This window comes from Acinetobacter sp. GW821-FHT01E09, from assembly GCF_059422385.1.
In genome coordinates this window covers 3,704,947-3,728,250 of sequence record NZ_JBWKWU010000001.1, presented here as the reverse complement: position 1 = coordinate 3,728,250, position 23,304 = coordinate 3,704,947, and the positions used below count along the sequence as shown (strand labels likewise).

Annotated in this window: 19 protein-coding genes and 1 pseudogene; 10 read left to right on the top strand and 10 right to left on the bottom strand. The window is 38.5% G+C overall.

Annotated elements, in window-relative coordinates; all coding sequences use genetic code 11:
* The first annotated feature begins 41 nt into the window (after positions 1 to 41).
* From tuf to rimI, 3 genes are all read left to right on the top strand, one after another.
* Positions 42 to 1,232 (top strand): elongation factor Tu, encoded by a 1,191-nt coding sequence (gene tuf, locus AC07U8_RS16905; RefSeq protein WP_004723653.1) that lies wholly within the window; start codon positions 42 to 44, stop codon positions 1,230 to 1,232.
* 220 nt (positions 1,233 to 1,452) lie between these two features.
* Positions 1,453 to 2,334, top strand: coding sequence for a metal-dependent hydrolase (locus AC07U8_RS16900; RefSeq protein ID WP_494738338.1), 882 nt, complete (start codon positions 1,453 to 1,455; stop codon positions 2,332 to 2,334).
* A gap of 110 nt (positions 2,335 to 2,444) precedes the next feature.
* On the top strand, positions 2,445 to 2,903 hold the full coding sequence (rimI, locus tag AC07U8_RS16895; protein WP_004723651.1) for a ribosomal protein S18-alanine N-acetyltransferase: 459 nt from the start codon (positions 2,445 to 2,447) through the stop codon (positions 2,901 to 2,903).
* A 38-nt stretch (positions 2,904 to 2,941) separates the two neighbouring features.
* Here the strand turns inward: rimI and AC07U8_RS16890 are convergent, their stop codons facing one another.
* The 4 genes from AC07U8_RS16890 to trxB all read right to left on the bottom strand — a co-directional run bounded on the left by AC07U8_RS16890 (position 2,942) and on the right by trxB (position 7,195).
* Positions 2,942 to 3,757 (bottom strand): arginyltransferase, encoded by an 816-nt coding sequence (locus tag AC07U8_RS16890; RefSeq protein WP_151803211.1) that lies wholly within the window; start codon positions 3,755 to 3,757, stop codon positions 2,942 to 2,944.
* 23 nt (positions 3,758 to 3,780) lie between these two features.
* Positions 3,781 to 4,512 carry a leucyl/phenylalanyl-tRNA--protein transferase gene (gene aat, locus AC07U8_RS16885; protein ID WP_353164214.1) on the bottom strand — a complete coding sequence of 244 codons (732 nt, stop codon included), beginning with the start codon at positions 4,510 to 4,512 and terminating at the stop codon, positions 3,781 to 3,783.
* A 68-nt stretch (positions 4,513 to 4,580) separates the two neighbouring features.
* Positions 4,581 to 6,131 (bottom strand): methyltransferase regulatory domain-containing protein, encoded by a 1,551-nt coding sequence (locus AC07U8_RS16880; protein ID WP_494738337.1) that lies wholly within the window; start codon positions 6,129 to 6,131, stop codon positions 4,581 to 4,583.
* 110 nt (positions 6,132 to 6,241) lie between these two features.
* Positions 6,242 to 7,195, bottom strand: a complete 954-nt coding sequence (trxB, locus tag AC07U8_RS16875) for a thioredoxin-disulfide reductase (RefSeq protein ID WP_004723647.1) — start codon at positions 7,193 to 7,195, stop codon at positions 6,242 to 6,244.
* Between the two features lie 312 nt (positions 7,196 to 7,507).
* Here trxB and AC07U8_RS16870 point away from each other — a divergent pair, with 312 nt between their 5' ends.
* Positions 7,508 to 10,630 carry a DNA translocase FtsK gene (locus AC07U8_RS16870; RefSeq protein ID WP_494738336.1) on the top strand — a complete coding sequence of 1,041 codons (3,123 nt, stop codon included), beginning with the start codon at positions 7,508 to 7,510 and terminating at the stop codon, positions 10,628 to 10,630.
* A gap of 36 nt (positions 10,631 to 10,666) precedes the next feature.
* Here AC07U8_RS16870 and AC07U8_RS16865 read toward each other — a convergent pair.
* Positions 10,667 to 11,208: pseudogene (locus tag AC07U8_RS16865) on the bottom strand (hypothetical protein).
* A gap of 217 nt (positions 11,209 to 11,425) precedes the next feature.
* Between AC07U8_RS16865 and rhtC the strand changes: the two are divergent.
* The gene (rhtC, locus tag AC07U8_RS16860) at positions 11,426 to 12,046 is read left to right on the top strand and encodes a threonine export protein RhtC (RefSeq protein ID WP_004817545.1); all 621 of its coding nucleotides are present in this window, start codon (positions 11,426 to 11,428) and stop codon (positions 12,044 to 12,046) included.
* 72 nt (positions 12,047 to 12,118) lie between these two features.
* Here the strand turns inward: rhtC and AC07U8_RS16855 are convergent, their stop codons facing one another.
* The gene (locus AC07U8_RS16855; RefSeq protein WP_004817543.1) at positions 12,119 to 12,610 is read right to left on the bottom strand and encodes a copper resistance protein NlpE; all 492 of its coding nucleotides are present in this window, start codon (positions 12,608 to 12,610) and stop codon (positions 12,119 to 12,121) included.
* Between the two features lie 175 nt (positions 12,611 to 12,785).
* On the opposite strand from AC07U8_RS16855, the gene AC07U8_RS16850 reads away from it, so the two are divergent.
* The 5 genes from AC07U8_RS16850 to AC07U8_RS16830 all read left to right on the top strand — a co-directional run bounded on the left by AC07U8_RS16850 (position 12,786) and on the right by AC07U8_RS16830 (position 18,428).
* Positions 12,786 to 13,154 (top strand): hypothetical protein, encoded by a 369-nt coding sequence (locus AC07U8_RS16850; RefSeq protein WP_494738335.1) that lies wholly within the window; start codon positions 12,786 to 12,788, stop codon positions 13,152 to 13,154.
* 176 nt (positions 13,155 to 13,330) lie between these two features.
* Positions 13,331 to 13,924 (top strand): 1-acyl-sn-glycerol-3-phosphate acyltransferase, encoded by a 594-nt coding sequence (locus tag AC07U8_RS16845; protein WP_004817539.1) that lies wholly within the window; start codon positions 13,331 to 13,333, stop codon positions 13,922 to 13,924.
* A gap of 355 nt (positions 13,925 to 14,279) precedes the next feature.
* Positions 14,280 to 15,851 carry an amidohydrolase gene (locus AC07U8_RS16840; protein WP_494738334.1) on the top strand — a complete coding sequence of 524 codons (1,572 nt, stop codon included), beginning with the start codon at positions 14,280 to 14,282 and terminating at the stop codon, positions 15,849 to 15,851.
* A gap of 49 nt (positions 15,852 to 15,900) precedes the next feature.
* Positions 15,901 to 16,908: a CobW family GTP-binding protein gene (locus tag AC07U8_RS16835; protein ID WP_494738333.1), complete on the top strand. Its 1,008-nt coding sequence runs from the start codon at positions 15,901 to 15,903 to the stop codon at positions 16,906 to 16,908.
* Positions 16,909 to 17,036: 128 nt separating this feature from the next.
* On the top strand, positions 17,037 to 18,428 hold the full coding sequence (locus tag AC07U8_RS16830) for a purine-cytosine permease family protein (RefSeq protein WP_494738332.1): 1,392 nt from the start codon (positions 17,037 to 17,039) through the stop codon (positions 18,426 to 18,428).
* A gap of 304 nt (positions 18,429 to 18,732) precedes the next feature.
* Here the strand turns inward: AC07U8_RS16830 and AC07U8_RS16825 are convergent, their stop codons facing one another.
* The 4 genes from AC07U8_RS16825 to AC07U8_RS16810 all read right to left on the bottom strand — a co-directional run bounded on the left by AC07U8_RS16825 (position 18,733) and on the right by AC07U8_RS16810 (position 22,577).
* Positions 18,733 to 19,074, bottom strand: a complete 342-nt coding sequence (locus tag AC07U8_RS16825; protein ID WP_004723637.1) for a hypothetical protein — start codon at positions 19,072 to 19,074, stop codon at positions 18,733 to 18,735.
* Positions 19,075 to 19,217: 143 nt separating this feature from the next.
* Positions 19,218 to 19,949 (bottom strand): sulfite exporter TauE/SafE family protein, encoded by a 732-nt coding sequence (locus tag AC07U8_RS16820; RefSeq protein ID WP_494738331.1) that lies wholly within the window; start codon positions 19,947 to 19,949, stop codon positions 19,218 to 19,220.
* Positions 19,950 to 20,195: 246 nt separating this feature from the next.
* Complete coding sequence (locus AC07U8_RS16815; RefSeq protein ID WP_494738330.1) at positions 20,196 to 21,902, bottom strand: flotillin family protein; 1,707 nt, start codon at positions 21,900 to 21,902, stop codon at positions 20,196 to 20,198.
* A 30-nt stretch (positions 21,903 to 21,932) separates the two neighbouring features.
* Positions 21,933 to 22,577 (bottom strand): YqiJ family protein, encoded by a 645-nt coding sequence (locus tag AC07U8_RS16810; protein WP_004817527.1) that lies wholly within the window; start codon positions 22,575 to 22,577, stop codon positions 21,933 to 21,935.
* Between the last annotated feature and the right edge of the window lie 727 nt (positions 22,578 to 23,304).

The following is a 23,304-nucleotide window of genomic DNA, read 5'->3' as shown; positions in this document are numbered from 1 at the left end:
ATGCAGTGACCCTGCATGAGTAGTTTAAAAAGGAAGCTCTCATGGCTAAGGCTAAGTTTGAACGTAATAAGCCACACGTAAACGTGGGTACAATTGGTCACGTCGACCATGGTAAAACAACTTTAACTGCTGCAATTGCAACAATTTGTGCAAAAACTTACGGCGGTGAAGCTAAAGACTACGCAGCAATCGATTCTGCACCAGAAGAAAAAGCACGTGGTATTACAATTAATACTTCACACGTAGAATACGATTCTCCAATTCGTCACTACGCTCACGTAGACTGCCCAGGTCACGCCGATTATGTTAAAAACATGATCACTGGTGCTGCTCAGATGGACGGTGCGATCCTTGTATGTGCTGCGACTGATGGTCCAATGCCACAAACTCGTGAACACATCCTTCTTTCTCGCCAAGTAGGTGTACCTTATATTCTTGTATTCCTTAACAAGTGTGACCTTGTTGATGATGAAGAATTACTTGAATTAGTAGAAATGGAAGTTCGTGAACTTCTTTCTACTTATGACTTCCCAGGTGATGACACGCCTATCATCCGTGGTTCAGCACTTGCTGCACTTAATGGTGATGCTGGTCAATATGGCGAATCAGCTGTACTTTCACTTGTTGAAGCGCTTGATTCTTATATTCCAGAACCAGAACGTGCTATCGATAAAGCATTCTTGATGCCAATCGAAGATGTATTCTCTATTTCTGGTCGTGGTACAGTGGTAACAGGTCGTGTAGAATCTGGTATCGTTAAAGTCGGCGAAGAAGTTGAAATCGTTGGTATCAAAGATACAGTTAAAACAACTGTAACTGGCGTAGAAATGTTCCGTAAACTTCTTGACGAAGGTCGTGCGGGCGAGAACTGTGGTGTTCTTTTACGTGGTACTAAGCGTGAAGACGTACAACGTGGTCAAGTACTTGCTAAACCAGGTACAATCAAGCCGCACACTAAATTCGACGCAGAAGTATATGTACTTTCTAAAGAAGAAGGTGGTCGTCATACTCCGTTCCTTAACGGTTACCGTCCACAGTTCTACTTCCGTACAACTGACGTAACTGGTGCAATCCAATTACAAGACGGCGTTGAAATGGTTATGCCAGGTGACAACGTTGAAATGTCAGTAGAGCTTATCCACCCAATCGCAATGGACCCAGGTCTACGTTTTGCGATCCGTGAAGGTGGTCGTACAGTTGGTGCTGGTGTAGTTGCTAAAGTAACTGCATAATCGCTGATTGTGTAAAAAGAGCGCTCCTTTGGGGCGCTTTTTTTATGGATAAAATAAACTACCTATAAATTGTTAGACAATACCTATCAAAAGCTGTCCTTAACTGATATTTGTGTGACCTAATCTGCAATTATTAAACTTTCATAAAAACGTAATATAAAGAAAGAGAAAAACAAACATAAAGAATTTAAGTGAAACTCACTTAATAGGAGGAATCGCAATGAATGCAAAAGTGAATATTTCAAACCGTGCTGGTGCATCTTTCCCTGTACGTCGTATGGATTTTAATTTTGACGATGTACCTGAATATTGGGCAAGTGGTTCAGCGGGTATTACACATTTCATGACTGCATTGTCAGCATTGTTCCCAGATGGTGAAAAACTTTTTATCGATTCAGTACGTGCAGTACGTTATCACCCTGCGATCAAGGACAATGAAGTATTACAAAAAGAGATTAGTGCTTTCATCGGTCAAGAAGCTATGCACACCAAAGAGCATGAAAACTTTAATGCTTCAGCAAAAAAGTTTGGTCATGATGTTGAAAAATACGAGCGTGAAACAGGTGTGTTAATTCAAGGCGCACGTAAATGGTTTGCACGTGTAGTCAAGCCTTTTGGTATGACTCAAGAAATGGTGGATTTAACCGCGACCACTGCATTAGAGCATTTTACTGCAACAATTGCTTCGCAACTGTTGGTCAATGGACATATTCAAAAGTTAATGACTGATCCAACCATGTCGTATATGTGGTATTGGCATGCTGTGGAAGAAAATGAACATAAAGCAGTGGCTTATGATGTCTATGAAGCAGTGTTTGGTAAAGGTATCAAGGCTTATGGCTTACGTACCACGGCTTTAGTTTTTGCAATGGTACTCATCTTTATGGCGCAATCCTCTTTTGTGGTGCGTTTATTAAAAGAAGATGGCAAGCTCAATCTAAAAGAGCTCGGTATTATTTATAAATATGCTTATAGCCCATCTAAAGGTATTATCACAGGAATGACCAAAGAAATGTTGGCATACTTTAAGCCAGGTTTTCATCCAAATGATCTCGATACAGTGAGTTTGCTTGAGACATGGAAAGCGAAACTGGGGCTGTAACGCTTAAAGTCAGCATTTTGATTAAGGAGCAACAATTGTTGCTCTTTTTTATTAGACTTATTGGTTTAATTTCTTATAATTCATTTTTTATATTGAGTTGATGAACGCAGATGATTCGTTTAATGCAATCTTCAGATCTGCACGCTGTTTCTCAAATTGAAGACTTGGTACAAAGTCATCCTTGGAAAAAAAGTCAATTTGAAGAGTCTATAACAAGTTATCTAAGTACGGTGATTGAGCAAGACCATCAAGTGGTGGGCTTTTGTATTCTGCAACCTGTTTTAGATGAAGCCAATTTATTACTTATGGCAATTCATCCGAGCCAGCAGGGTAAAGGGTTAGGCTATCAACTGTTAGATGAATCGATTGCATTATTAAAAAATAATCCAGTACAAATCTTTCTTGAAGTGCGTGAGTCAAATAAAGCCGCGATTGCACTGTATGAAAAAGCCAACTTTCATCAAATTGATTTAAGAAAAAATTATTATCCGAATCAACAGGGTGGCCGTGAACATGCAATTATTATGGTCAAAGCCTGTAGTGATGATTTTTCAAAATTATTTAAATAAGGCTAAGCAATATCGAGAATGCGAACAGCGAAAGCCGATTATTTGATAATCGGCTCATTCCATTCTGAGGGCAGGGTGGTCATCAACATATCGCCCAACTCTTGAATTTCTTTGGCTTCCAAATGACGATTGATCCGTCGCCATTGTCCATCTAATAATAATTCAAATGGTGCATATTGAGATTTGTAATTCATTTTCTCGGCATGTGGAACCCAATACCCGAGGTAAACAAAATCTAGATTCAACGATTTTACATATTCAATTTGTTTGAGAATCGCAAAAACTCCCAGAGAGCGCTTACTTTCATTTGGATCAAAGAAGGTATACACCGCAGAGACACCATCATCCAATTGATCACAGGTAGAGACACTAATTAAATGATCATCTTTCCACAGTTCAAGGAAAAAGCTGTTGGTACAACTGTGAATCAGGAATTTTTCAAATTGGTCATAACTGGGTGGGAACATATCACCATCGGCGTGTCTTTCAATAATATAACGCTCGTACAGATGATAATGCGTTTGTGTGGCCTCTTGGGTCGAAATAATTTTAACGGTTAAATCTTGATTGCGTTTCCAGGCTTTTTTCTGAGCACTGCTCATTTTAAATTCAGTCACTGGCACCCGACAAGATAAGCATTGGCGGCAAAGATGACATTCAGGGCGATAAACAAAATCACCACTGCGTCTAAAACCTACACGCGATAATTCGGAAAGTGTGACAACATCAATACGATGTACAGGGTCGAGAAACACCATACGTGCAGATTTATTTTCTAGATAACTGCAATCATGCGGTGGCGTAATATAGTACTGTAAGTCGTTTAATAGGGACTTAGGATGATAAGAATTCATAAATCATGTCCCTCCTTTTATTTTCATTCCATTAAGCGCGATAAAATCGCTATTGTTTTACTTGAAAATACACGCTCTTGATAACTTTTCCAATCTATAGAGGGTTGTTTTATTACATCTTGTAACGATTTAAGGTATTCATGGCGAGAAAGTGTACAAGCACCAAGGCTGAGTAAGTGATCATTGACCAACTGACAGTCAATCCACGGTAAATTATTTTCTCGGCCCAATAACATCAGTGTGTAAAAAGCCATTTTGGAAACATCGGTTTGAGTGCTAAACATCGACTCACCAAAACAACCATGGCCAATCGTCACACCATACAGCCCACCTACAATTTTATCTTGATCCCAGACTTCAACACTATAGGCATAACCAGCTTCAAATAGTTGGCAATAACCGTGAATAATCTCCTCAGAAATCCACGTTTCATCCGCATAGCTACGTGGGAGCGAACAAGAACGAATAACCTGTTCAAAAGCATGATTGATGGTAATTTTATAATCAAACTTTTTCATATTTCGCAGTAGTGATTTACTTGGATGATAATCCTGAGGGCGAATGATGCAACGCGGTTCTGGACACCACCAACAAATTGGCTCACCTTCGGAAAACCATGGAAATAAGCCATGCGTATAAGCTTCATATAATGTAGAAGGTGCTAAGTCTGCACCTATACAAATTAAGCCTTGTTCATCTGGATCAGCTTCTATTGGATCTGGAAAAATAAATTGTGAAGGGGAGAGTTGATTCACGAGAATTCATCAATAAAAAAGATCAGCTTTATCTTAGCTGATCATGTGATTAAATGTCTAAACAGACCTTATGCAAAAAGTTTCAAATGTTTTGCAATTTTGAGTTTGTCACTATCTAGAAAGAATTGGGCTTTTTCTTGAATGACTTCAAGGCTGGTTTTTGGATCTGAAACGGTATTGCCTTGTTGATCCAATACCAGCCAGCCTAATTGAGTCAGCACGTCCCAAACATATTGTGCAAATTGTGCGGCAGAGTCTAGCCCATCGATAAAGTGAGCGCGATAGAAGAGTTGGGTAAACTGATCGGCTGGAATACCAATCCCTGTGAGTGGGCAGGCCAAAACTTGATAATTGGTATGATAGCTGGCTTGCTCAAGGAAATAACGATTTAATTTCTGAGCATGTTCAACCATATCTGGATTTGAAGCTGCCTGACAAGGTTGTGCCAAACCTAAGTGACATAAAATCACCAAGGCATTGAGTAGCTTAGAATAGGTAATATCAGGGATGGCCTGTTCAAGCTCTGCAATCGTCTGTGGTTTATAGTCAGATTGTTTAAAATAAGCACCGAGGGGTTGATAAATCTCTTGGATTAAATCGAACTCACCTAAGTATCCTGAAATTGTTTTTGGTAATTTTTCTGGTGCAGTTAATAAGACAAAGGCTGTATTTCTCAAGCGATGCTGAATCTCTAATGCGGTTAAGGTGTTTTTCCCGCGGATATATAAATCTTTTCTAAATTGTGTGTTGGCAAAATAATCACGGCATTGCTCTTTAAAAACAGGATGTTCAATGGTGTTTAAAAATTGCTGATGTTGCTCACTAAAATTAATGTTATCTAGATGCGAATTTAAATCTGTTGAACCTGCGTAGGTCAGTTTAATTTCTTCTAAAATTCGCACCACTTGTTGAAAAGAAAAACACTGCCAATCTTGATTTAGGTATTCGTGGATCAAATAGTTTGGATTTTGTTTTTTTAAATCTTGCACTTTATTGAGTGCATTTGGATTTCTCTGGGCAAAGAGGGGATTTTGCGCTAACAGCTCTTCACTAAAGTTAAGTGAATCATTTACTTTTTGTAGTGGGTTGGTACTGGTGCTATTAAATTTAAAATGACTGTGAAATAACTCGCGGACTGGCATATTGGCAGCCCAACCTGTCAAGCAGTTATAGCTGATATAGACAATCCCATTGGGACTTAAAAACTTTCGGATAAATTGCAAAATAATATGTTGGTTTTCGTGGCTAATCCAACTCCAGATCCCGTGTAAACTAATCGAGTCAAACATCGGTAAGTCTTTGTTGAGTAACTCTTCAAAACTTGCATCATAGAAGTGATGCGGGACTTGATTTTGTTCAGCCAAGACATTGGCATGGGAAGCATGAGCAGGGTTAAAGTCTGTACCAAAAAATAAACCAAAACTCGATGCAGCATGAATATTTAGACTGACACCTTGACCAAAGCCGAGTTCACAATGTTTGTGACGTTCATTGGTGGGTGGGCAATCAACCCCATTGAGTAATAAGCAAAACTTTTGGTAATTCGGGCTTAAGTCTCTATAGTAACCATAGGTGTAATTTACTTCGGTCTGATAGCCATCGGTCCACGCTGTTGTCATGTTTTTTCCTATAATTTGTATTCATTTAAAGTCATTGCTCTTGTTTATTTATAAATCAAAAATAAACAAACCGCCATGTAGGCGGTTTGTTTTTACACAAAATAAATCAATTATTCTAAGCCATCTAAATAGCGGTCAGCGTCAAGTGCAGCCATACAGCCTGAACCTGCAGATGTGATTGCTTGACGATAAACATCATCAGCAACATCACCCGCAGCAAATACACCTGCTACAGATGTCGCTGTGGCATTGCCCGCAGTACCGCTGCGTACTTGAATATAACCATTACGCAGTTCAAGTTGATTTTCAAACATTGCCGTATTTGGTTTGTGACCAATTGCCACAAACATACCCGATACGTCAACGTCTTGAGTTGAATCATCTTGGGTAGACTTAATACGTACAGAAGTCACACCAGAATTGCTATCACCTAAAACTTCATCAACTTGATGGTTCCAAATGATCGAAATTTTACCTTCTTTAACTTTTTCATTGAGATGGTCTTGAAGGATTTTTTCCGAACGTAATTTGTCACGACGGTGTACCAAGGTAACGTGTGACGCGATATTGGAAAGATATAGTGCTTCTTCAACAGCAGTGTTACCACCACCGACAACCATGACTTTTTGGTTTTTATAGAAGAAACCATCACAAGTTGCGCAAGCACTTACACCTTGACCCATATAAGCCTGTTCAGACTCAAGCCCTAAATATTGTGCTGTTGCGCCTGTTGCAATAATTAACGCATCACACGTGTACTCATCCATATCGCCTTTAAGTACGAAAGGGCGCACCTGAAGATCAACTTCATTGATATGATCGTATAAAATCTCAGTACCAAAACGTTCAGCATGCGCTTGCATACGATCCATTAACGCTGGACCTGTTAAACCTTCAGCATCGCCAGGCCAGTTCTCAACATCAGTCGTGGTGGTTAATTGACCGCCGAGTTGCATACCTGCAATTAAGGTTGGTTTTAAATTTGCACGCGCGGCATAAACAGCAGCACTATAACCAGCAGGGCCAGAACCTAAAATTATTAACCGAGAGTGACGAGCGCTCATGAGTCATCCTTTTTTATGAAAAATATAGAAATTGTTTGAATTATACGTGAAACTTTATCAAAGTTGTGTGGCTTCAATGTCGATAATATTGATCATCTAAATCGAATTGAGCTATATAGAATAATCAAATAATATTGTTTGGCATTTTTATCGAAATAAAAGCTTAAATTTCTAACAATGCTTTACAACACAAGTAAATAATAGTGCATCTTTTTTTTAAGAACAGGTGCATAATATAAAAATTTCTTCTCTCAAGAAAGCTGATCAAGCTTCAGAAAAGAGTAATTTGAACAATTGGTTACAGGATAGTATATGACTGCGGTGTCAAATGTTTATGCACAGCGCTTTTTAACAACAATATTCTTGATTTCATTTGGGATATATCTGTTCCTTGCAACAGTCACATATACCCCATTTGATCCAGGCTGGATGCATATTTCGAGTGATACACAACAGGTTTCAAATGCCAGTGGTGTAGCGGGTGCTTGGATTGCTGATTTGTTGTTTGGTTTTTTAGGTTGGGCAAGTTTACTCATTCCTGTATTTATTTTTATAGAAGCAGTGCAAGTGTGGTGGCCACGAAGTTTTGTGAGTCGCCCGTTTCGTTATGCTGCGCAATTTTTTATTTTGCTTGCGACCTCAAGCCTATTGTACTTGCTCTGGAATGTACCCGCAGACACATTAGCCAATGCTTCTGGCGGAATCATTGGTTATGAGCTCGGTGAAAGCCTATCTCAACTGATGAGTATTTATGGCGCAGTTGTATTTATTTTGCTCTTGCTTGTTGTTCTATTTACCTTAGCATTTGGTATTCAATGGAACAGAACGTGGGCAACACTGAAAGCCACGCCTGCTTATTTACAAGATTTATTTTATAAAAATGTTCCTGAAAGTGAATCTGCTTTTGATTTGACATCTCCGCAGAAAAATAAAAATCATGCGCATACGCATAAGGCTGAACCAATAACAGCTCAAGCTGAATTTGTCGAAGCTGATGATCAGGCACCAGTAAAAGAGCATTTGGTTGTTAAAAATACGAAACACAATCAAACAGCTGAACGCTTATTTGATGACATGATTGAGCAAGAAAACAAAACTCAACATCATGTTCAATTTGATCAAGACGATATTGATGATTTGGAATTAGAGCGGACTTTAGAAAAAGCACATCGTCTAGAACAAGACAGTCAACGTACTGTTTCATCTGGTGAAGTATGGAAAGCCTTACATCAAGATCAAGACCATAATCGTGATATTGATGCCTTGATCAAAGCGTCAGAAGATCAAACTGAAGATAAATATGCAGATCATTTGCCACGTGCGCATCAACATGATGTTGATCATGTGCAGATCAGTAAAAAATCTTCACTTGATTGGGATGATGACCAAGTGTTTGATGAATTGTTGTCAGTTGTACCAAATGGACAAACTGCCACAGATATCCATAGCCCATTTAATACCCCTACGGCGCAGACTCATATTGAAGCTGCTTATGTAAATACTGCTGTTCAGGGTGGGCAAAGCGTTGCGAGTGGTGTCGCAGTAGCGGCAACTTCAGGCGTGGCAATACAAAATTTAGCCAATGAATTAGATGAGCTTGCATCGCTTGCAGATGAAGAGCTTACTGAAAGCCCAACTGCGTACCAACAAAATCAGCAATCTGTAGATGTTCGTACAACCAGTAATTATGCGCAATCTACGCCATTTACCCGTGCCAATATTCAAACCAATTTAAATGCATCAACCTTGGTCAGTGAAGAAGAAAAGTCTTTAATTGCTGCAGATAAAGATGCATTTAGAGATGCTTGGCAAGAAACTGCGGGTAAACCTCAAGACGAATTGCAGAGTGAGTTTGCAGAACTTGAAGATGATTTTGACTTAGATGCGCCATTAACAGATGCATTTGGTCGTCCGATGTCACGTGCAATGCAAGTTGCAAATAAGCGTCGAGACTTACCAACATTGCCAGGTTATGAACTGTTAGATAAAGTCGATCCAAATAAAAAAGTCAACTTTACCGCAGAACAATTGTCACGTTTATCTGAACTGTTAGAAATTAAACTTCAAGAGTTTAACGTCAAAGCCAAAGTCATCGAAGCTCAACCTGGGCCAGTAGTTACACGTTTTGAGTTAGATTTGGCACCCGGTGTAAAAGCCTCGAAAGTGACCAATATCTCCCGAGATTTGGCACGTTCTATGTCAATGGCATCTGTACGTGTAGTTGAAGTGATTCCCGGAAAGCCTTATATCGGGATTGAAGTACCGAATAGCAGTCGTGAAATGGTACGTCTGATAGAATTACTGGAAACCCCTGTTTTTAAAGATCCAAATGGTTTGCTTTCAATGGCAATGGGTAAGGACATTTCAGGTAATCCTGTGATCACTGACTTAGGTAAAGCGCCACATATGTTGGTTGCGGGGACAACAGGTTCAGGTAAATCAGTTGCTGTAAACTCAATGATTCTGTCGATGTTGTTGAAATATACACCTGATCAATTGCGTTTGATTCTGATCGATCCAAAACAATTGGAATTAGCGAACTACAATGATATTCCTCATTTATTGACACCTGTTGTGACTGACATGAAAGATGCTGTCAGTGCATTGAATTGGTGTGTCAATGAAATGGAACGTCGTTATAAGCTGATGTCTTTTTTAAAGATTCGTAAATTAGCCGACTATAACCGTAAAGTGGAAGAAGCCATTGCAAATGGTGAGGATCTTATTGATCCGACTTGGAAACCAAGTGATTCTGCGACTCAAGACCGAGCGCCACGTTTGCAACCATTGCCTTCGATTGTGATTGTTGCCGATGAATTTGCCGATATGATCATGCAAGTAGGTAAAAAAGCAGAAGAAATGATTACCCGTCTGGCACAAAAGTCTCGTGCAGCAGGAATTCATTTGCTGTTAGCAACGCAACGTCCATCAGTAGATGTAATTACTGGTTTGATTAAAGCCAATATTCCAACCCGTGTGGCTTTGCGTGTAAACAGTAAAATTGACTCCCGTACCATTCTAGATGGTGGTGGTGCAGAAGATCTCTTGGGCCATGGTGATATGTTATTCCTCGGTCCGGGTAAAATTGATCCTGAACGTGTACATGGTGCGTTTATTTCCGATGATGAAGTCAACCGTATTTGTGACGCATGGCGTGAACGCGGTGAACCGAATTATGTTGATGAAATTCTCACACCGTTTGATGAAGAACCGACCACACGTGGTTTTGAAGATGGCGATGGCGATCCGAACCGCGATGCACTCTATGACCAATGTGTTTCATTTGTCTTAGAAACACGTAAGGTGTCTGTATCCTCACTGCAACGTAAGTTTAGCTTAGGTTATAACCGTGCTGCCCGTATTGTTGATCAAATGCAGGAGCAGGGTATCGTCAGTGAACAAGGACCGAATGGTAAGCGAGATATTTTGGTCTAATTTAAACAGATTACCATGAGCTTAGGTTCATGGTAATCATGTAGGATTGAGAAACAGAGCGAGTAAATACAAGCACCAAAAAATAGAAAAAAACACGATAAGTACCATTTGAGCTTTACTAAATTTCTTTTGTTCAACGACCACAAATTGATTGGATTGTTGTTTGGCAAAATTGAGAGCCTTAAATGCAGGCATAAAAAAAATGAAATTCAATACAGTAATCAGATCATAAGGTTCAGGCAGTTTAATCAGTACTGAAAAAACAATAAATCCTATAAACATCCAGCCTGATGAAAAATTCTCTGTATATCCTTGTTGCTTGGCATAGTTATTTATTTTTTAAACAAGGGGTAAAGGAAAAAAATATAAAGTACTGCCCGAAAAGCTGGCATGATGTCTAATTTGTCTTTTTGCATAAAGAAACGCCACGCTTTAAACATCCACCAAATCAGATATAAACCCATCGTCAAAAAGCATAAGAGCATAAATTTATTGATGCTGATGATCTTCTGCACTTCCACAGGATGATGTTGGGGTTGCTCAATGGGTGAGGTTGAATCTTTTTCTAAATTAAGCATGATTTAATTTTAGGTTGGTTTTAATTTTGATTATAAAGATAAAATATTATTTTCTCCAATAATCAAAACTGTCTTTTTAAAAGATCGTTGATGTTTTACTTGTGATATAGGTTGATTGATGTTCACCCTAAAGGATTTTATTGAAGTACAGATATCGATGGAAAAACATGAATTTTCACACTAATATAAATCTGTCTCACTGAACGGAATCTAGTCCATGTTGATCGCATTATGTACGTTAATCTTTATTCATTTTTGTGCCCTGATTACGCCAGGCCCTGATTTCTTTCTGGTCTCGCAAACCGCAATTAGCCGTTCAAGAAAGCAATCTATTTTTGTGGTTTTGGGGATTACCGCAGGGGTGATGTTTTGGGCTTTTTTAGCTTTGGCTGGGTTGAATATCATTTTTGAAAAAATGGCATGGTTAAAGCAGGTGATGTTGGTTGTTGGTGGGATTTATCTGTGCTGGTTAGGCTACCAAATGCTTAGATCAGCTTTGAGTAAGAAAGAGAATCTATCACAGCATCATTTTGAATTACCGCAAAGCAATCTACGTTTTTTTCTCAAAGGTTTCTTAACCAATTTATCAAACCCGAAAGCGGTGATTTATTTCGGTAGTGTATTTTCAGTGTTTTTAGCCAATCCACATTTAGATGGTGTGCATTCATTATTATTTATAATTGTTTCCGTGGAAACGCTGATCTGGTTTAGCTTTGTTGCCTTTGTATTTTCATTACCTAGCTTTAAAGCCGCTTACCAAAATGCCTCAAGATGGATTGATGGTATCTCAGGTGGGATCTTTACGCTCTTTGGTGCATATTTGATTGGTCATCGCTAAAAGCATGCTCCCAAATTTAAAAAACCTGCTTGAGGCAGGTTTTTGTGCTCTTATTCGCAAATAATTTTTAAATTATTCCACGTCTTTGGTTAATTGATAAAGTTCAGCATTTGGACCTTCAATCTTTTCACCCGTTGCAAAACTACGTGCTTCTAAGATATTTTCGCCAACAAAGTATTTGCGGTTATCTGCATTTTTATCTAGACCGATAATCGATCCAGATTCATCAAAACTGAAATGACCTTGAGTTTTAAATTCTTTGCCTTCACCTTTAACCCCTTCATATTCTTCAGTCAGTTCATAAGTGTGATCTGATTTTAGGATGAGTTTGGTTTTGATTCCTGAGCAATCAGCACACGGAAGTAAACCTTTGTATTCACCAGCCCAATCCAAGCTATTTTGAGCATTATGTTCTGAATCAATCGTTGGGCTTGCTGCTTCATGCGATGCAGCAGCCTGTGTTTGTGCTGTCGCTTTGATATCCTCTGATGCATTATGAGTCGGTTTAGAACAAGCGCTTAATGACAGCGCTAAAATAGACATGACGAAGAGTGTTTTTTTCATAACATAACCCAAATGAATAAATAATTATATGTGAATGATTTTATCCAGAATATAAATTATCTCCCTGATATGAAATGTGAATTATGTAAGAAATTGCTGAGTAATGTAGTTCGATGTTAAAAAGTTAGGCTATTATAGGCGTTCTCTTAGTGTGCTATTTTAAGTATTGGAATCTATGTCTCATTTGGCTGAATATGTTGCTCGTATTTACAATGAAAAAAGTAATCATGAAAAAAACGACAATCAAAAAAGCAATGATCAAATCAAAATTGAAAATGTCATTTTGCAATGCGAAAAAAATTATGAGCAAGATATAGAGATCACTCAGACCACCAAAATTTATACATTTTCAGATGGCACGCAATTGAAACAAACCATAGAACAAGACAATCAGTTGTTTGAAGTGGAGTCTTGTCTAGAAAGCTGGATTGAATATCAGGTCATCCAGCAGTCAAATGTGAATATTCAGCCACAAAAAATTCATTTTGATAATCATTGTCGTGAATTACATTGGATTAACTATTTTAACCAAACGAAAAATTGATATATGCAAATTCATTGCAGAATTTAATCAAAACTGAATATTTACTGACAAGTTTTACAATGAATTAATTTTATACATTTATATATTAATTGCTGGTTTTCTATACAAAGTGGATTTTTATCTGATCTATTGGTTGTTACAATCCAGCGCAAATTCTTTATGTTTTGGTGTGCTGGGTGTTTGAAAAATTAGCTGAACAAAGTTTGGGCTGGATGGGATGGCAAATTGATAACCATTGGGATTTAAACATCGACCAATGTGTCATGATTGCAGCGCCGCATACCAGTAATTGGGATGCACTCTATGCACGTTTAGCGCTGAAAGCTTTGGGCGTTCATGTGCGTATTACCATTAAAGACAGCTATATGAAATTGCCTTTTGGACCCTTTGTGCGTGCTATGGGCGGAATCGGGATTGATCGCCGTCCCAAGCAGGATGGCGAGGAACGTCCAAGTATGGTTCAACTGATGAGTGAGCTGTTTAAGACCCATCCTAAATTGGTGATGCTGGTAACGCCAGAGGGAACGCGTGCAAAGCAAGAACAGTGGAAAACAGGCTTTTATCATGTTGCTACCAGTGCTGGCGTACCTATAGCACTGGCGTATATGGATTATAAAAACAAGAAAACTGGGATTGGTAAAATTGTTTATCCAACTGGAAATTATGAACAGGACATGGCTGAAATCATGGAGTTTTATGCTCAGATCAATCCGAAACATCCAGATTTATTTAGTATAGATACCCGATTTATTCCAGAAGCTGAGTTTTGATTCGATAGTATCTTTGAAAACTCAAATACAATGAATTTAATTTTGATATGGGAAGGGTGATTTTGCTCATTCCCATATTTTATTAGGGTTAAATATTTGCTGCTGTTCAGTTGATACAGTATCTGTGCATTTAGATATTATTTTATAAATAACCTATTTTTTTAGCTCAATTAAAATACTACTTTAATAATTCAAAAGATCTACATCGTTATTTAAGAATTACTTAATTTTTTAAAATGTCGTATATAAATAAATTGTTGAAATTGGCTTTAAGTTGAAAACAACTTAAAGCGATGGTGTAAATAATTCTAAAAGTTAAATTCAACATTTATTGGGCATAGACAGGGATAACAAGATGAATAATAGCGTCTATTACAATGCAAAATTTCATACCGTGAATCAACTGCAACCTTGGGCAGAAGCCATGTGGGTAAAAGACGGTAAAATTTTAGCGATTGGCGATCAGGATGAAATTCTGAGTTTGGCAGCTGATGCTGAGAAATATGATTTAAAAGGGAAATTGGTAATACCTGGTATCCATGATGCACACACGCATCTTTTAAAAGCGGCACTTCTTCGATTGGAATATTCTTGCCAATTAAATGATCCGCAAACCTTGCAAGAATTGGCACAGCAACTCAAAGCGTATTGGGAAAAATATGCCTCCAAACGGACATGGATTTTTGCCGGGCTCTATAACCCATTGATTTTTACCGCTGAGCTACTGACACGAGAATGGTTGGATCAAGTCATTCCAAACGTACCGATTGTGATTCATGATTTTTCATTTCATAACGTTATGGCGAACAGCCAAGCACTACATCTTGCAGGTATCACGCGTGATACACCGAGTACGACCCGCGCAAAAATTGAAAAAGATCCTATAACAGGTGAACCCACTGGAATTTTGCGTGAAGGTGGATGGGTGAAATTATATATGGTCGCACCCACAGAGACCGATGAGGAAAATAAGTTCGCACTTAAAATGGCGGCAAGTATATGTAATCAATATGGTATTACTTCGGCACAGGAAGCTTCAGCAACAAGGTCATTTCTGACAGCAGCTAAATCTTTGGATGATGACGATGAGCTTACACTGGATTTGATTTGTCATATTCCTTGGAAAGCAGAAATTATGTCATTGAGTGATCGTGAAGAAGATGAAAGGGTAATCGCAGAACGAGCGCAATATGCGTCAAAACGTGTCATGGTGAATGGAATCAAAGTGATGCTAGATGGTACATCTATGGCACCCACCTTTAGCCATGTGCCCTTAGATCCGATTTCAGATGAACCTATTACTTACAATTTACTTCTTGATTCTAATGAACTCACTGAAAAAATTCGTGAATGGACCGAAGAAGGTTTGATCGTTAAATCACATTGTACGGGTTATGGTTCTGTGCGTATTGGTTTAGACAATTATGAAAATGCCAACAATGTTGAACGTCAAACAGGGCAATTTCATGATATTGCACATGCCCATTATGTTTCTGCAAAAGATCGTAGCCGTTTTGCAGAATTAGACATTATTGCTGAAATGTCCCCCGCGATTTGGCATATCCCAGAATATCAGCAAGCGCTTGGCAAAGCCTATGATTTCCGAACGTTGTATGATGCTGGTGCAACCATGACGATTGGTACAGATTGGCTTTTGCCACCTACGCCAAATCTCTTTCCCGCACTGGCAGGTATTTTGCAGCACGGAGATGAAAGTGTGCCTTTGGATGTGGCAGTCAGGATCATGACGTTGAACGGCGCAATTGCTGTTGGCCATAGTCATCGTACTGGGAGTTTAGAAGTGGGTAAGGAAGCAACCTTTATAGTTTTGGATCGCAATATTTTTGAATCAAGCCCTGAAGAAATTGCTGTGACTCAAGTCATCACCACAGTATTACAAGGTCAGCATGTGTTTCAGCGTGCCTAACTAATCTACTGGGTTAAATTATCGTTTATGTGCGTAAGGGAAGACATATATGAGCGGAATAAAACGTATTCCTGTGACCTTACTGACAGGTTTTCTGGGGAGTGGTAAAACAACATTACTGCATCGTCTGTTGGCTGATGATCGTATAGCGCACACGGCAGTGATTATTAATGAAATAGGTGAGGTTGGCTTAGATCATTTATTGATAGGTCGACTTGACGATGACATTGTCTTGCTAAAAAGTGGTTGTGTCTGTTGTAGCATGAAAACAGAACTTTCAGAAACGCTTAAACTTCTTTACTGTCGTGCTGAGGCAGGAGAAATTCCTGTTTTTGACCGTGTTATTGTCGAAACAACAGGTATGGCCGACCCAATTCCCTTGCTTAAACTTTTGCTAGCAGATGAAAGTGTTGCGACTTTATTTAGTGTGCAAACTGTGATTGCTACGGTTGATACATTATTGTCCTTAAATGTCCCGCATCAGCGGACGGAGAGGCTACGTCAAATCGCTGTTGCAGATAAAATCATTTTAACTAAAACAGATTTGTCGCATGCCTTTACAACATTTACCAAGCGCATCCGTACTCTGAATGCGAGTGCTGAAATTATTGATGGTGCGGATGTGGCGGCTGTTGCTTTGGTTATTTTTGATCGTGAAAAGTATCCAGTAACACGTAATTTACTTGGTACGCAGTGGTTTACACATCAGACAAATTCTCAAAATGCTTTCAATAACGCACCGCACCATAATATTTTTACGCTGTGTTTATATGCCAACCAAGCTTTGTCTTGGGCGCGTGTGACCCATTTTCTTCAGAAGCTGGCACGACTTTATGGCGTGAACTTACTCCGAATCAAAGGATTGATTCAGGTGGAAGAGTCATTACGACCAGTGATATTACACGGTGTTCAACATTATCTATTTCCCGAATCTTACCTAAATGCGTGGCCTGATGATGACCACAGATCGAGAATAGTGGTCATTTTTGAAGGGGAAATTCATCAACAGATCCAAGCATTATTTGATGCCATTGTGCTTGAGCCAATGACCACATAGCAGAAAGCCTGCACCCATAATCCTCAGCATTTTCAATTGCGTAATTTAAGCGTAGGGGAATTTGCATCTTAAAAAAAACAATTTGGTTGATCGTAATTTTTTAACGATTTCTCTATTAGGAGACACTCATGGAAGACAAATATATTCACTCGACTGAACAACATACCATTCAGCAAATCCCATTAAATGCGCGATACGGTAAGGCTCGGGATCTATTCACACTTTGGTTTGGTGGAAATTTGATGCTACTGACGTTTGTGACAGGATCAGTTTCAGTCACCATTTTTCATCAATCTTTTGTCTCTGCTATTTTAAGTATTATTCTAGGGACGCTTATTGGTGGCATCTTTGCCGCACTCCATGCCGCTCAAGGACCGCATCTCGGTGTCCCTCAAATGATTCAAACCAAAGGGCAGTTTGGTGCATATGGCGCGCTTCCAATCCTTGGAATCGTGGTCATCATGTATGTCGGCTTTCTAGCTTCAAATGCGACGCTGGCTGGACAAGCCATGAATTTGCTTATTCCCTCATTCAGTCAGTCATCTGGCATATTATTTACTTGTGTCGTTGCAGTGATCGGCACAATCGTTGGTTATCGATTAATTCATTTATTTACAAAAATAACTTTTGTGATCTCTGGTTTGGCTTTTTTGGCAGCATATGTGTGGGTGTTTTTTATTCAAGGTTTACCTTCAGACTTTTTCGCGCGTAATTCTTTTTCAGCTACAGGTTTTCTCGCTACGCTTTCGATTGCTGCACTGTGGCAGATTGCATATGCACCCTATGTCTCTGATGCTACTCGTCATCTGCCAAAAGAAACAGGCGCTAAGGCAGCGTTATGGGCGACATATTGGGGATGTGGATTGGGTACCATCATTCCAATGTGTTTAGGGGTAACTATAGGATTGGTGACACCGGGTGGAGATGTTATCGCTGGGATGATCGCTTATGTACCTGAGATGGGGAGCGCGTTTATTTTGATTCTGGTCATTTCCATATCAGCGATCAATTCAATGAATTTATATTGTGGTGTACTGACCTTAATCTCTTTTATCCAGACATTTATTCCATCATTTATGCCCTTGGCTAAGGGACGAATTGTGATTTCATTTTTGTTAATTGCTATTGCGCTGTGGATTGGAATCAAAGCATCCAGTAATTTTCTGCCCATATTTATTAATTTTATCTTCTTGCTCATCTACGTACTTATCCCTTGGACGGCTGTGAATTTGGTTGATTATTACTGGGTTCGTCATGGGGAATATGATGTCGATTCGTTTTTCCATCAAGATGGGGGAATCTATGGAAAATTTAACCTCATGGCCGTTTCTGCATATATTTTTGGTGTCATTGTTCAAGTGCCTTTTATTGCGACAGACTTATATACAGGTCCTATTGCCAAGGTGCTTGATGGTGCAGATGTTTCGTGGGTTGTCGGTCTAATTTTAACCTCTATTTTTTATCTGATGGGGATCAAAATTTTTGGTATCAAAGACCATTCATACAAGACTAAAAACTAAACTATGGCATGGCAATTGTGATGATGCAGCAATCATATCACTTTGCCTATATTAGGTTTGCTACAGCCACTATTTTTACTGCTTCTAAGGCTGTTTGATCATCAGATAAAATCTGGAGATGAGATCGCTATATTTCACTAGAGGGTGTATTTAAAAACTCAGCAGTATAGAGGATGGTCTAGGTAATTTTAAAAATGAACGCTGCTCATCATGATTTACGTTTATGATTTTAAAACACAATCATTTAAAACACGATATTTTAAGATCATAAACGTTTTGCAGTATTCAAAAATAATCGGCTTATTTATTTTTTAGCGTTGCTTGTTGTTGAGCGTTGCACACCGCCAAGGGATTCACAGGCTGTTTTATAAATATCGTATTGTTGTTGAACCACTTCATCAAGAGGAATTTTAAATAATTCATCTCCAGATTTATAGCGATCGACGTACTCAGTGGCTTTTTCTTTACTCACTGCAAGTGAGCGTTCATGATAAGTATTAATTGAACTATGGGCCAATTCTGCTGTTTCAATATTATTACATTGAAATTGGCTGAGCAGTTTTTCCGCAGTTTTAATTTCACTAGATGTGCCAAGTACACATCCTGTTAAGAGAATACTGGCACTTAACAAAAATGAGTTTTTCATCACAGATATTTAAGAAAAATGAGTGGCGGAATTGTAGGATGAATCGAGTATTAAAAATAGAGCCGCTCGAATATTGTTTTCACTTTAGTAACCAATTGCTGAATAAATAGCCAGCGAAATTTATTCAACTTTCTCTTTCTTTGTTAAAGCAATGATGTCAGTAATAAGAAACAACCTGAGGCAAATAATAAACTCAGCACCAATTGTTTAAATTGTTTTTCTGATATTTTATAAAACATTTGCGCACCAATCAGCGCTGGAATACTCACTGTGAGAATGATCAGTGCAAAATAGGGGAGATGGACCTTGTGGATGGTTCCTTGGCTGAGATAAATAATAATCGTAAACAACTGAATCGCAAAATTAAAATGTCTTAAAATATAACGCTGTTGTTGTTTAGGCAGATTTTTAAGCATCACCCAAGCTGATGGTGCTGCGCCACAAAAACCACCAAGACCACCTAAAATACCGCCTATAAAACCAATGCTTCCATCTGCAAGTTTCCCCAATGCTTGAATACGAGGAAACACAGGGGCAAAGAACATAGTTGGACACCAAATCACTAAAAATAATCCAAGGATGGTCTTAAAGGTATTTCCATCAATGAGGTGTAAAAGATAGGTACCGAGAGGTACACCGATCAATCCTGCAATGATATAAGGAAGTACTAGGGAAAACGGGAGTTGATGTTTTTGTTCTTTTCCCAATGCAATGATATGGCTCCATAGAGAAGCAAATACCACCAATGGCGCTGCCAGCTGTGGCGGTAATACCCAAATCCAAAAAGACATCGCAATCAAGGCAAAGGCAAAACCAGTTAAACCTTGGACAAAGCCTGCAATCATGGCACCGAGAATAAAAATAAACCAAGTCATTTTTAAATTAAACAAAACTGAATAGGGTTAGAGCATAGCATTGAGATAGTCGATCTTGGTTGAATCAGCTGATTTTAAAAGAAATCGTGAGTTTCCATCATGACTTATTGAGATAAGTATATCTGTATCGTTAACATCTATACCATTAAAAACGATCAGGTGTATTAGATCATGAATAAAAATCCATGTAATAAAAAGCCTCTGATGACAGAGGCTGGTAATTAAGGGATTATGAGGTCAGTTCTATTAGTCATTGCTTGGTTTTAAGGATTGCGTTAAACCATTAATATCTCCGCCTTTAATGCCTAACTCATTCATTAAGCTATCAATCAGTGGGGCTTGAGAACGATAGCGCAGCGCACTATTGACCACTTGATCAGACAAAGCGATTTGATTTTGTTCACCAGATTCACCTGTTGTATTTGAACCTGCTATGCCGCCTAAACCATTGACTTGAAGAATCTTGATATCATCAATATTTTCCATTGGTTTAACACTTTCACGAATGATTTCAGGCAAGTATTTCAATAAAGCTAAACGGATTTGCATCTCAACTTGTTCTGTTGACAGCACATTGTTGGCTTCATTGACTGCACGTGTACCTTCAGCATCAACTTGATATTGCTTTTCTTGTGCCGCAGCAAGCAACATTTTTGCATCTGCTTCACCTTTGGCTTTTAAACGTATTTTTTCAGCATCCGCTTGTGCTGCAATACGCACTGCTTCAGCATCATCTGCAGCTGCTTGTTTAGCGGCTTCTGCTGCTACGGTAATCGCAATCGCATCTGTTTCAGCGACTTGCTTTGCAGCCACCAATTCAACGGCTTTTAAACGCTCTGCACGCTGAGTTTCACGAACAGTTGTCACTTCTTCTTCCGCTTTTACCGCTTGTGCACGTGCTTGGTCAGCCAACGCTTTGGCTTCAGATTCAGCACGTGATTTTTCAGCAATCGCAATTGCACGATCTTGTTCGGCCAATTCAATGGTTTTCTTCTGTTCGACTTGGGCTTTTTGGATCAGCTGTGCTTTTTGAATATTTTCATTTTCAACATCACGTGCAGATGCAATACGCTTTAATTCGACTTCACGTTCAGCAGCAATTTGGGCTTCTTCTGCTTCGCGTTTTTTTGCGGCTTCTTGTGTTGCAATTTCTGCCGATTGCTCAGCTTTACGAATGGCGATTTCACGCTCTTGTTGAAGTTTTGCATATTCTTCTTCACGTAGAATTTGCAAGCGTGCTTGTTCTGTTTCTAAGTTTTTTGCTTTAATGGCTAAGTCATTGTCTTGTTCAATGTCATTGCGTTTTTTACGGCGGTCTTCAATGGTTTCAGTCAGTTTGGTTAAACCTTCTGCATCGAAAGCATTTTGAGGGTTAAAATATTCAAAACTGGTTTGGTCTAAACCTGTCAGTGAAACTGTTTCTAATTCTAAGCCATTTTTAAACAGATCTTCAGAAACCACTTGTTGAACTTTTTGAACAAAATCAACGCGCTTTTCATGTAACTCTTCCATTGCCATTTCAGCAGCAACAGCACGCAGTGAGTCTACAAATTTACCTTCCACCAAATCTTTGAGTTCTTGTGGAGACATGGTTTTTTTACCCAAAGTTTGGGCAGCTGTTGCAATAGATTCAGCAGTTGGTTTAACCCGTACATAAAATTCAGCCATCACATCTACACGCATACGATCACGAGTAATCAACGCTTGATCTGTGGCACGTTTGACTTCAAGACGAAGGGTATTCATATTGACGGGAATAACTTCATGTAAAACCGGCAATACAATTGCACCGCCATTTAAAATGACTTTTTCACCGCCAAAACCAGTACGGACAAAAGAAACTTCTTTACTTGAGCGTTTATACAGGCGGGCGATAATAACCCCGATGACAATCAGTGCCACCAATATAATGCCTGCTAAAACAAGGATTTGATATAAGTTTGAATTCAACATTTTATTATACCCAGGTTTGTTATTGAAAAATTAAAGTGGCGTTGCTTGAAAGCCTAGTTTTGTTCTTTGTGTCAAAATCACACTTTGACCTTGTTGAAAGATTTCATCTAATTCTGGTTCAACCAAAATATAATGGGTCTGTCCAAATTGATCGATGACTTTGGCTTGTGCAGGGTAGTTTTGTTTTGCTTCACCTAAAATAATCTGAGCAGTACGCCCAATTAGTTCATCACTGTGAATCGCAGTGGTTTCATCTTTCGGTAAAATTTTTGCAACGAGTGCTGCACACACTCGGACAATTGGCATAGATAAAAAAAGACTGGCTGGCGCAATCAACCAAATAGAAAAATAATTTCCAGTGAAATTGAAAAATATACTTTGCACAATAAAACCAAATAGCGCATAAACAGTCAGAAAAATGATCAACCAAACCAAGACGGGGACACGACCAAGATAGAGCCAATCTAACAGTTGCACTAAAAGGTTGTGATCTGTATGGATGTCTAGATCCGCATGATGGGTTTCTAACAGTTGATCTGGAATAAATTGGTCTAAAAAACCTTGTGAGGTTGAACCAATAATAAGGAGTAAACACTCCACAATACCCAATAAAAACATCAGGCACAGACTGACACTAAACAGTAAGTTGGATGAGTGTGTAAATAATTCCCACATATTGTTCTACTCAAAATTATTGTTGCGCGTTTTTATAAATAAAATTTTTAATTTGAACTGAATAATTAAATGATCATCAGTTAATTCAATTAATAAATTAAGTTTATCGGTTTTGTCGTAGTATTGCAACAAAATATTTTATGATATTAATTAAAATCAATATCTTATAATTTAATATATTCTTTTATATTTTGGAAATTGCTTGAAAAGTAATGCTTGCATTTTAGCCAACTATTCCTTATAACTGATTGAGTTTACAGAGGGAACTGAAGACAAAAAAATACGCAATGATTGGGGTGATCACTGCGTAGAACAACGAATCTGCTTTCACAGTTCGGTTAAGGAGAAATGTTATGAACTTTGGGGATTGTTCATAACTTAAGTTTGATAGTAGAGGTTCCCCTCTGTAAATTCATTGGTATTCACGTAAACAAGTGTTAAATCTCGTAAACATGATTAAAATGTGAACAACATCAACTAAAAACAAGATGTTAATCAATGTTTTTAAACATATTATTTAAAATAAATAAATTTTGCGCTATGTTTTCTCGATTAATCTTTTCTCTGCTTTTTCATGCAAATGTGACAGTTTTTATCAGCTATTTGAGTTAATTTTGCTATCGTTTAAAGCTTAAATTGCAGCTTTCAAAAGTGCTGATTAGTCTATGCTATTGAACTCAATTTACTCTATCGCGTCATGTTTGAGTATGTTGATTGAGATGCAGAA